The sequence below is a fragment of the Ornithinibacillus proteolyticus genome, assembly GCF_039581225.1.
In the GTDB taxonomy this organism is placed as follows: domain Bacteria; phylum Bacillota; class Bacilli; order Bacillales; family Amphibacillaceae; genus Ornithinibacillus; species Ornithinibacillus massiliensis.
The window spans coordinates 1-12,640 of sequence record NZ_JBCPXV010000026.1; the positions used below are offsets into that span (position 1 = coordinate 1).

Consider the following 12,640-nt stretch of genomic DNA (forward strand, 5'->3'; position numbering starts at 1 on the left):
GTATACCGCCAAAATGGGTAAATCTAGTTTAGGAAATGGAAATGATTTCAAAAAACTGGTTCCAAGCAATTTTCAATCGCTTGGAACCAGTTTTTTATTACTTACAGGCTGGTTTTGTCCCAGCCTCTTTTTTTATTGTGGGTCGTGTTGTCTAGCATCTATCGTTAGAAGCGTTATCCTGCCTCATATTCGATCGATACGCATCATCCCATCATTAAAGCAAAAAACGTTATGAGAATTCCTCACAACGTTTTTTGCTTAGTATATATCGGACTACATTAATATTAACTTTCCTTCAGCATGGACAAAGCGACTCTTCCTTTATGCACATCAACACTTTCAACCCAAACCGTTATTACATCACCAACAGATGCTATATCCATTGGATGTTTAACAAAGGTGTTTGACATCTTAGAAATATGCACTAGGCCATCCTGTTTTACTCCAATATCAACAAACACTCCAAAGTCTACCACATTGCGAACGGTTCCTTGTAGCTCCATTCCTGGTTTTAAATCTTCCAGGGACAAGACATTTTTCTTTAACAATGGTTGCGGAAACTCGTCACGTGGATCTCGTCCAGGCTTACTCAATGCTTCCATAATGTCTTCTAATGTTGGTTCACCAATTTCCAGCTGTACGGCGGTTTCCTTTTTATTAAGAGAGGCAAGCTTCTCTTTTAACTTATCGGAGCCAATATCGTCAATCTTGCAATCAAGCATAGCTAGTAGCTTTTCGGTATGATCATAACTCTCTGGGTGGATTGGTGTTCGATCTAGTGGGTTATCGCCATCAATTATTCGTAAGAACCCGATTGCTTGCTCATATGTTTTAGCACCTAATCTTGGAATCTTTTTCAACTGTTTACGATTGGTAAACTTACCATTTTCATTGCGCATTTTCACAATATTCCCAGCCACTGTTTTACTTAAGCCTGATACATATTGGAGTAATGATCTAGATGCAGTATTTACATTAACCCCCACTTGGTTTACGGCTGTTTCTACAACAAAGGTTAGAGATTCATTTAATGCTTTTTGACTTACATCATGCTGGTATTGTCCAACACCAATCGATTTCGGATCAATTTTCACTAGTTCTGCAAGTGGATCCTGTACACGTCGAGCAATCGATGCCGCACTTCTTTCCTCTACCTGTAAGTCAGGAAATTCTTCCCTCGCTAATTCAGATGCAGAGTAAACACTTGCCCCCGCTTCATTTACAATGATATACGGAATATCTAGGTTGTGTTTCGTAATCGTATCTGAAATAAATTGCTCTGTTTCACGGGATGCTGTCCCATTACCAATTGCAATTAATTCAATAGAATACTTCTTTATATATTCCATTACTATCTTTTCTGCACCTGCGATATCATTTTTCGGTGCAGTCGGATACATGACACCTACTTGATGTAATTTACCCGTCTCATCAATCACAGCTAGCTTACAGCCTGTCCGATACGCTGGATCTACACCTAATACCGTTCTTCCCTTTAATGGTGGCTGTAATAAAAGATTTTTCAAATTGGTACCAAAGACAGAAATTGCTTGTTCCTCCGCTTTTTCTGTTAATCCAGCTCTAATTTCTCGCTCAATTGAAGGTTCAATCAAACGTTTGTATGAGTCTTGAATAGCAGCCTTGATAATGTCTACAATTTCTGGCTGTGTTTTATGTTTTATGATTTTCCGTTGTAAGTATCCAATAATCGCATCAACAGGAGGAACAATGGAGACTTTCAATACGTCCTCTTTCTCTCCTCGGTTTAGTGCTAATATTCTATGGGAAACAATCGAACGAACAGCTTCACTATACTCATAGTACATTTCGTAGACGCCTTTTTCATCTTGCTCTTTATTCTTCACCTCTGATTGTACTAGACCTCGCTTGAATGTCTCGTTCCGAATGTACTCACGGTATTCTGGCTCATCTGAGATCCATTCAGCCATTATATCGTTTACACCAGCCAACACATCCTCTACAGTGTGTAACTCGTGTTCTTCCGATAGATACTTCTCTGCTTCAGCTTGGACATCCATTTCTTGTTGCTTCCAGACTAATTCAGCCAAAGGCTCTAATCCTTTTTCTTTTGCAATGGTTGCCTTAGTTCTCCTTTTCTGTTTATAAGGTCTATAGAGATCTTCAACTCGTTGTAGCTGTGTTGCAATTCTTATCTCATTTTCTAATTCTGGTGTTAATTTTCCTTGTTCGTCAATTAAACGTATAACCTCTTCTTTTCTTTGGGCAAGATTAAGGGCATAGTTCCATTTATCCTGGATCGATTTAATTTGGACCTCATCTAGTCCTCCAGTAACCTCTTTACGATAGCGAGCAATAAATGGTACTGTATTTCCTTCTTCTATTAAAGCTATTACTTTATGTACAACAGTAGTATGAATAGCTGTTTCTTTGGAAACCCATTGGGCTAATTCTTGATTTAAACCTTCTGACATTGTAGTTCCTCCTTTACACAAATTCTATTCTATCAAAAATGAAATCTAAATCCTACAAACTCCATTACACTTCCCTTATAACATTAGGGTATTGATTTCGTTTTTTATACAGTAACGGTAGGTATTGAACGTACTTAGAAGCCTCAATCAAAAAAACACTCAAAAAGGCACCTGCCCAAAAGTTAGCGTAAAATTCTAACCCTTGGGCACCACGACCAAATTGAGTGTTATCGATTGCTAGCTTATTCGATATCATTATCTTTATTCTCATAGCGAATAGCAATCAAGGTTGTATCATCTTTTCTCGGGGTTCCACTTCTTAGTGCAAAAGACTTTGTGATCCTCTCTACTTCCGTACAAAAGAAGTAATTATCGGCTAGCTCTTGATTCGTAACGCCATCCGTGTACATAATAAAATTCATCTCACTCTCGAGAGGCTCACGAATAACCTTAAAGTCTCTTTTGTATCCTGCTAGATACCCTGCGCTAGGTACATTTCGCTTTCTTTTATTCTCCCCAGTAACTGTTATGACACCAACATTCCCAATCATGGAGATAGAATAGATTCCGGACATAAAATCAATTTTTAGAATAGCTAAGACTGTGCCGCGTTTTCCAAACAATTGTTCATTACACTTTTGGACTAGTTTTTCAACGGAGCAGTTCATATTTTCTTTAATAATATTTATTACGATATCAGATGATTCTTTGGCATATTCTCCACTACCTAAACCATCTGCTAGGGCACATATAAATTCACTTTCAGTTTCACAAAAATAGTAACTATCTCCACATTCATTATTACCATTTTTTGCTTCCTGAAAAACAGCTACCTTTACTCGGTTCATGACAATTACAATACCTCCGCACTATCTGAGTTAATTGCTTCACGGAGTTTCTTTAACGACTTACGTTGTAAACGTGAAACATGCATTTGTGATATTCCTAATAATTCACCGGTTTCTTTTTGACTCATATTTTGAAAATACGTACAACGGATAATTTGTTGTTCACGATCATTTAAAATGGGAAGTATCTTTTCTAATAGCATCTTGTGGTCAATTTGCGAATATCCATCTTCATCAGTACCTATCATATCTAGTATAGCTATTGTACTCCCATCTGGAGTTCCCTCAATACTACGATCAACAGATAACGCTTTATAGCTTTTATTCATTTCCATTGTTTCTAGTATCTCTTCCTCAGAGACTCCAAGATATTCGGAAATTTCCTTAACAGTGGGTGATGTTTGATTTTTAGTGGTTAGTTCATCAGCGGCTTTCTTAATCTTAGGACCTAATTCTTTAATTCTTCGTGGAACATGAACACTCCAAGTTTTATCACGGATAAATCGCTTTATTTCTCCAACTATTGTAGGAATAGCAAATGATTCAAATGTTTTACCATATGAGGCGTCAAATCGCTTAATAGCTCCTAATAAACCTATCATACCTACTTGAACCAAATCTTCATGAATCATACTATTTCTAGAATATTTTCTAGCAATCGATTCTACTAGTTCCTTGTAGGTAAAGATTATTTTCTGTTGGGTTTCCTCGTCTAAAGGGTTTTTCTGAAGTAGTTCAATCCATTCATATACCTCATCTCTTCCCTTATTGTTCGGTTGAGACGTGGTCGTCATGTAACCCCACCCCTAATTTCTCAAGGTATTTCGTCATTAAAACAATGACACCTGAATTATTATATATTTCGACTTTATCCATTAATGTATTAATTAAAAATAACCCAAAACCCCCTTCACGAAGATTTTCAATCGACTCGTTACTATCGTAAGGTCCTATTTCCGCCTTAATTTCATTAAGATTAAAACTTCCTCCATGATCTGCTACCATAACTTCTAATCGGCTCTCATATACGCCAAACCCTATGGTTACTTCTCCATCATCCTGTTCCCCATATGCATGATTAACGACATTGGTCACTGCTTCAGAAACAGAAATTTTGAGATCCTCAATATCCTCATAGGTGAAGCCCATGCGGTTTGCAATTCCGGAAATACATAATCGTATAACACCTACGTATTCCGGCTTTGCTGGGAATTTCATTTCGATAAAATCAAACGATTCCATTTATTCATCCACACCTCGAATCGTAGAGTTTATGTCCATTATTTCGTGTAATCCAGTTATTTGGAATAAACGAAATACTCGATCTTGTAAATTTATCAACGTTAATTGGCTTTCATACTCTTTCGATAACTTCAGAGCATTTACAAATACCCCTAATCCCGTACTATCCATATAAGTTACATTACTTAAATCAACTTCTAGGGATGTTCCTTGCTGCTGTAATAATGGGAGCAGTGTGTCTTTTAACTTAGGTGCTGTATAAACATCAATTTCTCCAGATAAATGAACTATAGATTTATCAAGACCTTCATCTATTTGGATTTGTAGATTCATAGTTTTCCCCCTATAACACCGATATTCGTACGTACATCACGAGTGTTTGTTTTCCTTATTCCCTTTACACGCTAATACTAAACCACTTTTTTCAATATAACTAAGGTAAAATCATCCCGTAATTGAAAGTTTTGTAATCGTTCAAAATGACGATAAACTTGATTGACAATCTCTTGCGCAGGCAGGTGCATATATGACTTGATGACTTCTAACACTTCATTTCGTTCGATAAAAACGTCACCTTTTCGACATTCCGTAACACCATCTGTAAGCAAGACAATCATGTCACCTTTTTCGATTTCTAATTCGTATTGGGAATAGGTAGTATCAGGATTGACCCCTAATACTAACCCTTTTGCTTCGAACTCTCTAAAGGTATTATCTTTACCACTGTAAAAAAAGCCTGGCTCATGCCCTGCTGAAGAATAATAGAGCTTACCAGATCCTGGCTTATATTGTGCATAGAACATCGTAATAAACATACTAGGGTCAACATTTCGTTCTACCACTCTATTTAGGCTAGCTAGTATTGCATCGGTAGACATCTCACTTTCCGGAAAGCTATCCATCGCGTATTTAATCATGGACATAGACAATGCTGCTGGTATGCCTTTTCCAATGATATCGGCAATAGCAATACTAATCGATCCATCTTTCCCTTTGACAAAATGATGATAATCGCCATTCATTTGATTTGCCGGAACGCTAATAACACCAATATCCAGGTCATCCGTTTTAGGAATGGCAGATTTTAATAACATTTTTTGCATTCTGGCAGCAACATGAATCTCAGATTTGATTTCCAGCTGTTTTTCTCTGAGAAGCTGGTATTCTTGATGTGCTAGACCATATGAAATCATCGTCTCCAATAAGAAATTCATCGAAGTCTGTATTTGATCATGTAGTTCAGGGGATATTTCTAATAATGCTTGAATATGTAAGTTAACAATCTCTTCTGGTAAAATATTATTTTTAATAAAGGACTTTGAAATTTGTTCAGCTCCATATAATGCTTGCTCATCTTGTGTTTCTATATACCCCTTTAGTAAATTCTTATAGTTCCTAGCAAATAACTCTCTCGTATCCATCTCGGCCTCTCCTATTCTATTATTAAGAACTAAATTTCAAGTTCATACAGTTGAGTAGTCTTTGTTGATAATAAAGAAGCTTTAGATACTGGAAGGTTTATCTAACCCATTTGGCGGTTATGATTCTCGTACCTTTTCCAACCTCAGATTCAATATCAAATTCATCCATTAATCGCCTTACACCAGGTAACCCTGCACCTAACCCTCCAGATGTGGAAAAACCATCCTCCATTACCTGACTTATATCTTTAATTCCTGGGCCATTATCTTGTGCCACGATAGAAATACCTTTTTGATCTAAAGATTCCAATACTTCAAAGTAAATCTCACCTTCACCGGCATATAAATATATATTTCTCGCAAGCTCAGATATTGCTGTCGTAATACGTGCTTGGTCAACTGTACCAAATCCTAGGCTTTTTGCAATTTCTCTCCCCATTTGACGAGCAGCAACAATATCCCACTCTTTCATTATCTTCACACAGGATTGGGATTTCATCATCTATTCCCCCAATTCCTGATGCAGCTTCATTAAGCCCTGTTCAAGATCCAATGCGGTCGGTACATTTTGTAGATGAATACCTAATTCAATTAACGTCATGGCAACCGCTGGCTGAATTCCAGTTAAGACAACTTTAGCCCCCATTAGGTCTGACATCGAAACTACATCTCCTAACACCTTTGCAATAAAAGAATCAATAACTTCCACCGAGGTCAAATCAATGACAACCCCTGTAGCTTCTGTTGAATGAATTTCTTTTAATAAATCCTCTTGGAATTGAATAGCTGTTTGGTCATCTAGTTCGGTTTGAATAGAAATTAATAAATAATTATGTAGTTTCAATATTGGAATGCGCATGACCTTTTTCACTCCCTTTATCCAATCCTAGTAATTCATCAATGCTTTGAGCTTTATTATCCATCTCAACAATTGATTTATTGGTAACTTCTAATGCTAGCAAGAAACCCTTTTTAAGCGTGCTCTTTGTTGGTAGATTTGAGAAGTTAATGCCTAAATTAACAATGGTTTGGGCAATTTCCGGACGTATTCCCACTAAAATGCATTTAGCACCAAGTAATCTGACTGCTTCCGTAGCTTGAAACAAATGATGGGCAACCATAGTATCTACAACTGGTACACCTGTAATATCAATTAATACCACTTCTGCATTATGACGCATAACTCCTTCAAGGAGGTTTTCCATAATGAATTTCGCACGTTCCGTATCAATTGTACCAATTAACGGCATAATCGTAATATTATCCATCACTGGTATAAGCGGAGCAGACAGCTCTTGTAGCGCAATACGCTGCAAGGATACAACATGCTCCCAGCTAACAGAGTACTCATTCACGAGTTGTCTAATAATCGGCTGCACCCAGGACTCCACCGTATCTAGTGTCTCGGACATAAATTCACTGTCCAATTGTTCAAATTTATTTAATATTGTATGTGTTGTAACTTTACTAAACACCAATAGACCGTCTGTAATATAACTCAATGGCCATCCTAATTTAATGATTCGATCTGAAAAATCTTTTACTATTTTAGTTGAGCCGGTACCTTTGATACTACTTAATATGACATTTACAAATTCTTCATTATTATTTTCGAATAACTCATCCGAAATATCTGCTGTGTAATTTTCACTTCTAAGCTTGTTAATTTCCTTTGACCATTCCCTAATAATCTCTTCACTATTTTCAATGGCAATCTTCCTCAAATCTTTATTCATTCGAGCAACCCCCGATAAACCAAAAATATTATAAATATTTTCACATGTTATGTTTATTATAGCAACTATATTCATTTTCACAAAAGTTTATCTATATAGCGAGTTATTTTACGAATCATCATTTTAAAAGTATTCGATATAATTTGGACATAAAAAAACTCATAAGTTTATTAATATAAACTATGAGTTCTATTGACCATACATATCCTTAAGCCCAAGGCTTATTTCTAGTGCATGATTGATTTTTTGCATCATAACTTCGTCGAGTTTGGTAATTTTATCTGTTAGTCGCTGCTTATCTAACGTTCGAATCTGCTCTAAAAGAATAACAGAATCTCTATCAAATCCATATCGTTTCGCATCAATTTCTACATGGGTGGGTAGTTTTGCTTTCTGGATTTGAGCAGTGATTGCAGCAACGATAACAGTTGGACTGAATCGATTTCCAATATCATTTTGGAGGATTAGTACCGGACGAACGCCCCCTTGTTCTGATCCAACTACAGGGGATAAGTCAGCGAAATACACTTCGCCTCTTTGAACAATCAAATTCTACACCCCGATCACAGAGCGCTCTAAAGTAATTTCAGCCTCCTCTTCAGCCTGAAAAGCTTCTGAAGCAATAGAGAGATTGATTCTTGCCATTTCTTGATAGCCTTTTTGCATGGATTTATAAAAGTTTTGGATATATTCCTCTTTCTTAGTTTCAAGATAATTTCTAGTTGCTTGACATATGAAATCACTAAGATCTCTGTTTTCTCTCTTCACTAATCCATCCACCTCATTTAGTAGGTTTTTCGGTAGCCGTACCATGATTTCCTGTGAGCTTTCTGACAAAACCAAGCACCTCCGCCAACTTCCTGAACGATCGTTACTATTTTTCTATATTTAATCAAATTTAATAATATCATTGTCTAGCTGTAATTGCAAAGGCTTATCAGCATTTTATTGAAATAAATTCGGTATAAAAGCCCGGTAATACGAATCTAACTTCTAGGCACTTTTCATTCCATTATTCTATATAGATTCTTGGTACTCTTTCATTTATCATACAAGGTATCTCATAATTTATTGTATCCAAATAAGCTGCAACCTCATCCATCTCGATACAATCATTTCCTTGCTCCCCTATTAGGGTAACCTTTGTTCCAATTGGATATGATTTATCCAGTCGTATCATCATTTGATCCATGCATATTCGACCAACTATAGGCATTCGCTTTCCATTTACTAAAACGCTCATTCCTTGTAGCTTCCTATTCCATCCATCACCATAACCTATTGGAATCGTGCCAATCCATTCATCCTTCTCGGCTACATACGTTCTACCATAGCTAACAGATTCACCTGGTTTTATTGATTTGACGTGAATCAGTTTACTATGTAAGGAGAAAGCTGGTTTTAAAGAAATATGTTTTTCCTCTTTTACATACTTTGAAGGATACAACCCATACATGGATATGCCAAAACGAATAGAATTATGCATACTTTCCGGAAAGCGTATAGAGGCAGCACTATTGCCGACGTGAATTGTAATAGATTCTTGCCAATATTGTTTAAATAACGTTAGCAATTGCTCCATCCGCTTTGTTTGTTCATGGTAATAAGCTAAATCTCTTTCATCTGCAGTAGCGAAATGAGTGAATATTCCGGTTAAGTTAATATCACGATTCTTCTCTATTTCTTGTAACATACCTACTAACGCTTCTTCTGTCCGTACACCAATTCTACCCATTCCAGTATCCAATTTTAGGTGAACATGTAAAGGCTGCTCTAGCGTTAACTTGTTTACTTCTTTTAGCCACTCCTCTTGAAAGACGGTTAAAGTGATATGATTTTTTGCTGCAACTGGTGCGTATACCGCAGGAACTCCTCCTAATACTAGTATTGGTGCTGTAATGGAGGCTTTTCTAAGTGTCATAGCTTCTTCTAATAAGGCTACTGCTAACCCATTTGCTCCTGATTCAATTGCTTTTTGGGCTATTGGGACTATTCCATGCCCATAAGCGTTTGCTTTTACAACTGCAATAATATTACTATCTTGCGGTAGTTTTTCCTTTATTTGCATGATATTATACTTAATTGCTTGAAGATTTATTTCAACCCATGTATCGCGATACATTTCTCCTACCACAATGATAGCTCCTTTCTTTTCAATCATTTTACATTACATACAGGAAAAGAAGATTTAGACCACGCTATCCTTCCTATGATAAATTTGGCTATGTTTACTATAATTACTTATTATAAAATAAAAGCAGACTCTTATCTATGAGCCTGCCCAAGTTTTATGATTATTTTACGTTGTGTCCTTGTACGGATTGTGCTACTTCTACCAATTCTTCTCTTGTTAGCTGATCACTAGCTAAGTAGAAATTAGAACCATTATAGTCCCATTCAACTGCATTTTCCGATAATGCTCCAATAGCACCAAATCCAAGGTTGACGATATCTCCTTCAACTTCTACCGGGGACTGCAACGTCTCCACTACGTTCCGCTTTTCTTGTACGAGTGTAAAATTCTTTTCTCCAGTGAAGGTTGAAATAATTCGTTTCCCATTCTCCAGATCTACTTCAATTTGCTCAGCCAACTCGGCTCCTACTGTTTGAATTGGTACCATAACCTCTAATTCATCTATCACACCATCTCCAGATGTCGGAACATCCTCTGGGGTTGCACTTGCCATATTCTCTTCAATCTCAAAATCTTTATCATTGAAACTAGGGTTTAATTCAAAGCTATTAAATTTCACTTCCACAACAGCATTACCATCCGTATCCAATACTTTCACAAGCGCCGGCGTATAGTTTTCTTTATCAAAGTAGATTTCTTGGTATGGTAAATTGTTGTTACTCTGATAATTCGTTTTGGTTTTAAAGATATAGTGGGTTTCATCAGAAGTAAATTCCGCTTCATCATCATTTGCAACGTCCTCTACTAAGGACTGATATAAATATGGCTGACTACTATTATCTGGCCAATCCGACTGAAATTTGAAGCTCTTCTTCAGCTCCGGAGTAAGAACAAATACACCATCTTTGTTCTTAAGAATGATTTGACTACCCTTATCCTGTTGATTGTTACTTAATGCTACACGATAGAATTCTTCTTTCTTATGCCAAACATCGATTTTGAATAGCTGCTCCTCTTGTCCCGTATTCATTTTCATTTCAACATTTGCTTTGTATCCAGTTAAATCTGCAACATTACTGCCTAGCTTTTTAACCACATCTTCTTGTGACTGTTCACCACACGCAGCTAGAACGAATACTAGACCGAATACAACGATCATCCATAAACGAGATTTTTTTATCATGGACATAACTCCCTTGTCTAAAATTACAAACCTACTCTTTAGGTTTTACGATTTATACAAAGGGAACTGATTACACCGAAAGAATATACGACAGACCATACACACCCATTATGAAGACAATACGATCATCCTATCCAACCACCCTCTCTTTCTTTTCTGTTAGTTTTCCATACATAATCTCCCAATACATTCTTATTACTTGGGCCAGCTTGTTCTATTGGTGCTTGGTCCTATCGTTGCTTCTTTTGCGGTGAACAATGTTATAGCTTGTTCCCTCCTGCCCGCAATAAAATATATGAGACAACCTCCGTAATTATGCAGATGATAATCGATTAACAAGGAACTTTAGACTTCAATCACCACTTGAGCAGCAGCATATTCTCTACTATGAGTAATCGAGATAAAAATATTCATATCCTCTTCTTTCAAATATGTTAAACAGGGCGCACCTTTCTCATCATTCAAAACCTCGATATCTTGGAAACTTAACTCGCCTATACCTGTTCCCATTGCCTTTGAAAAAGCCTCTTTGGCAGCAAATCGTCCTGCAATAAATTCTACTTTTCTGCTTTCACTTTGGAGTAAAGCAAATGTTTGTTTTTCTTTAACAGTTAAGATCCGTTCTATAAAACGATTATTATTCATAAGGCTCCTTATTCTATCAAGTTCAATAATATCTATTCCAATTCCTTTAATCATTTCCACATTCTCCTAACATGAAAGATGCCATACGCTATTGTTTATGTAAAAATAGTATTATAGTAATCTAATAATGTACATAATAATATAATACCCGAGCAAGCTTTAAAAATACTTTAGTAAAAACCCGATATGAAAGAGGGGAAAAAATGTTTATTCGAAATGAGAGAAGTATTAAAGAGTTTATTCGATACTATCCGGTAGTGTCGACGATTATTATCATCCATATACTGACATGGCTTCTAGATGTCATACCGATTGGGTTATTCGATCAATTGTACCATTTAGGGGTTGGGAGTCATTGGGGGTTACAAAATGGAGAATATTGGCGATTTGTAACACCAATATTCTTACACGGCGGACTTACGCATATGCTATTTAATTCATTTTCTCTAGTATTGTTTGGACCTGCACTAGAGCAAATGTTAGGTAAAGCAAAATTCTTATTCGCATATATCGGTGCTGGTGTGCTGGCAAACATCGTCACCTTCATTATCCACCCTTCAATTCTTTATTCTCACGTAGGGGCTTCTGGTGCGATTTTTGGGTTATTCGGTGTCTATGTATTTATGGTGGCATTCCGTAAAAATCTGATTGATTCCCAAAGCTCCCAAATTGTTATGGTCATTTTCATTATTGGTATCATCATGACTTTCCTACGTCCGAATATTAACATCTATGCCCATATCCTTGGATTTGTAGTGGGATTTCTTATCGCCCCTCTAGTCCTTAATGGAGCACGTCCGTATTATCCGGCGCAATACAGAAAAAGTTATGACGATGATGGAGAGGTTCGCTTTGATCCGAACCGATGGAAGAAAAAAAGGTTTTCCAGAAAAACAAAACAAAATTTCCTATGGACTATTATAATTATCTTAGTAGTCATTGGGGTTTTATATAATGTGTTTTAAACTAATCGAGGGG

At 36.7% G+C, this 12,640-nt stretch carries 16 protein-coding genes; 1 reads left to right on the forward strand and 15 read right to left on the reverse strand.

Annotation, left to right across the window (positions count from 1 at the left end; translation table 11 throughout):
• Positions 1-284 precede the first annotated feature (284 nt).
• The 15 genes from AAIB49_RS12755 to acpS all read right to left on the reverse strand — a co-directional run bounded on the left by AAIB49_RS12755 (position 285) and on the right by acpS (position 11,716).
• Positions 285-2,453, reverse strand: coding sequence for a Tex family protein (locus tag AAIB49_RS12755; RefSeq protein WP_343458240.1), 2,169 nt, complete (start codon positions 2,451-2,453; stop codon positions 285-287).
• Between the two features lie 64 nt (positions 2,454-2,517).
• Complete coding sequence (locus AAIB49_RS12760; RefSeq protein WP_186869698.1) at positions 2,518-2,709, reverse strand: hypothetical protein; 192 nt, start codon at positions 2,707-2,709, stop codon at positions 2,518-2,520.
• Positions 2,696-3,301: a protein phosphatase 2C domain-containing protein gene (locus tag AAIB49_RS12765; protein WP_339217122.1), complete on the reverse strand. Its 606-nt coding sequence runs from the start codon at positions 3,299-3,301 to the stop codon at positions 2,696-2,698. The genes AAIB49_RS12760 and AAIB49_RS12765 overlap by 14 nt, the downstream gene beginning before the upstream one ends.
• A gap of 5 nt (positions 3,302-3,306) precedes the next feature.
• Complete coding sequence (gene sigB / locus AAIB49_RS12770) at positions 3,307-4,095, reverse strand: RNA polymerase sigma factor SigB (protein WP_339217123.1); 789 nt, start codon at positions 4,093-4,095, stop codon at positions 3,307-3,309.
• Positions 4,067-4,543 (reverse strand): anti-sigma B factor RsbW, encoded by a 477-nt coding sequence (gene rsbW, locus AAIB49_RS12775; protein ID WP_186869695.1) that lies wholly within the window; start codon positions 4,541-4,543, stop codon positions 4,067-4,069. Before rsbW ends, sigB begins: the two co-directional genes overlap by 29 nt.
• A complete protein-coding gene (locus AAIB49_RS12780) occupies positions 4,544-4,876 on the reverse strand; it encodes an anti-sigma factor antagonist (protein ID WP_186869694.1) in 333 nt (110 codons plus the stop codon).
• Between the two features lie 77 nt (positions 4,877-4,953).
• Positions 4,954-5,964: a PP2C family protein-serine/threonine phosphatase gene (locus tag AAIB49_RS12785; RefSeq protein ID WP_343458242.1), complete on the reverse strand. Its 1,011-nt coding sequence runs from the start codon at positions 5,962-5,964 to the stop codon at positions 4,954-4,956.
• 97 nt (positions 5,965-6,061) lie between these two features.
• Entirely contained in the window at positions 6,062-6,463 is a 402-nt protein-coding gene (locus tag AAIB49_RS12790) for an anti-sigma regulatory factor (RefSeq protein WP_339217865.1), read from the reverse strand.
• A 3-nt stretch (positions 6,464-6,466) separates the two neighbouring features.
• Positions 6,467-6,823 (reverse strand): STAS domain-containing protein, encoded by a 357-nt coding sequence (locus AAIB49_RS12795; RefSeq protein ID WP_186869692.1) that lies wholly within the window; start codon positions 6,821-6,823, stop codon positions 6,467-6,469.
• Entirely contained in the window at positions 6,795-7,700 is a 906-nt protein-coding gene (locus AAIB49_RS12800; RefSeq protein WP_186869691.1) for an RsbT co-antagonist protein RsbRA, read from the reverse strand. Before AAIB49_RS12800 ends, AAIB49_RS12795 begins: the two co-directional genes overlap by 29 nt.
• A gap of 189 nt (positions 7,701-7,889) precedes the next feature.
• Positions 7,890-8,249, reverse strand: a complete 360-nt coding sequence (locus tag AAIB49_RS12805; protein WP_186869690.1) for a type II toxin-antitoxin system PemK/MazF family toxin — start codon at positions 8,247-8,249, stop codon at positions 7,890-7,892.
• A 3-nt stretch (positions 8,250-8,252) separates the two neighbouring features.
• Entirely contained in the window at positions 8,253-8,537 is a 285-nt protein-coding gene (locus AAIB49_RS12810; RefSeq protein ID WP_186869689.1) for a CopG family ribbon-helix-helix protein, read from the reverse strand.
• A 175-nt stretch (positions 8,538-8,712) separates the two neighbouring features.
• Entirely contained in the window at positions 8,713-9,834 is a 1,122-nt protein-coding gene (alr, locus tag AAIB49_RS12815) for an alanine racemase (protein WP_343458244.1), read from the reverse strand.
• Between the two features lie 160 nt (positions 9,835-9,994).
• On the reverse strand, positions 9,995-11,017 hold the full coding sequence (locus tag AAIB49_RS12820; protein WP_343458245.1) for a LolA family protein: 1,023 nt from the start codon (positions 11,015-11,017) through the stop codon (positions 9,995-9,997).
• A 345-nt stretch (positions 11,018-11,362) separates the two neighbouring features.
• Positions 11,363-11,716 carry a holo-ACP synthase gene (gene acpS / locus AAIB49_RS12825; RefSeq protein WP_339217127.1) on the reverse strand — a complete coding sequence of 118 codons (354 nt, stop codon included), beginning with the start codon at positions 11,714-11,716 and terminating at the stop codon, positions 11,363-11,365.
• A gap of 149 nt (positions 11,717-11,865) precedes the next feature.
• Between acpS and AAIB49_RS12830 the strand changes: the two genes are divergently transcribed.
• Positions 11,866-12,627, forward strand: a complete 762-nt coding sequence (locus AAIB49_RS12830) for a rhomboid family intramembrane serine protease (RefSeq protein WP_343458247.1) — start codon at positions 11,866-11,868, stop codon at positions 12,625-12,627.
• Positions 12,628-12,640 lie beyond the last annotated feature (13 nt).

What these genes read in the sequence shown, in the direction of transcription:
- AAIB49_RS12755 (WP_343458240.1), bottom strand. Translation starts at nt 2,453, where the DNA reads ATGTCAGAAGGTTTAAATCAAGAATTAGCCCAATGGGTTTCCAAAGAA.
- AAIB49_RS12760 (WP_186869698.1), bottom strand. Translation starts at nt 2,709, where the DNA reads ATGATATCGAATAAGCTAGCAATCGATAACACTCAATTTGGTCGTGGT.
- AAIB49_RS12765 (WP_339217122.1), bottom strand. Translation starts at nt 3,301, where the DNA reads ATGAACCGAGTAAAGGTAGCTGTTTTTCAGGAAGCAAAAAATGGTAAT.
- sigB (WP_339217123.1), bottom strand. Translation starts at nt 4,095, where the DNA reads ATGACGACCACGTCTCAACCGAACAATAAGGGAAGAGATGAGGTATAT.
- rsbW (WP_186869695.1), bottom strand. Translation starts at nt 4,543, where the DNA reads ATGGAATCGTTTGATTTTATCGAAATGAAATTCCCAGCAAAGCCGGAA.
- AAIB49_RS12780 (WP_186869694.1), bottom strand. Translation starts at nt 4,876, where the DNA reads ATGAATCTACAAATCCAAATAGATGAAGGTCTTGATAAATCTATAGTT.
- AAIB49_RS12785 (WP_343458242.1), bottom strand. Translation starts at nt 5,964, where the DNA reads ATGGATACGAGAGAGTTATTTGCTAGGAACTATAAGAATTTACTAAAG.
- AAIB49_RS12790 (WP_339217865.1), bottom strand. Translation starts at nt 6,463, where the DNA reads ATGAAATCCCAATCCTGTGTGAAGATAATGAAAGAGTGGGATATTGTT.
- AAIB49_RS12795 (WP_186869692.1), bottom strand. Translation starts at nt 6,823, where the DNA reads ATGCGCATTCCAATATTGAAACTACATAATTATTTATTAATTTCTATT.
- AAIB49_RS12800 (WP_186869691.1), bottom strand. Translation starts at nt 7,700, where the DNA reads ATGAATAAAGATTTGAGGAAGATTGCCATTGAAAATAGTGAAGAGATT.
- AAIB49_RS12820 (WP_343458245.1), bottom strand. Translation starts at nt 11,017, where the DNA reads ATGATAAAAAAATCTCGTTTATGGATGATCGTTGTATTCGGTCTAGTA.
- acpS (WP_339217127.1), bottom strand. Translation starts at nt 11,716, where the DNA reads ATGATTAAAGGAATTGGAATAGATATTATTGAACTTGATAGAATAAGG.
- AAIB49_RS12830 (WP_343458247.1), top strand. Translation starts at nt 11,866, where the DNA reads ATGTTTATTCGAAATGAGAGAAGTATTAAAGAGTTTATTCGATACTAT.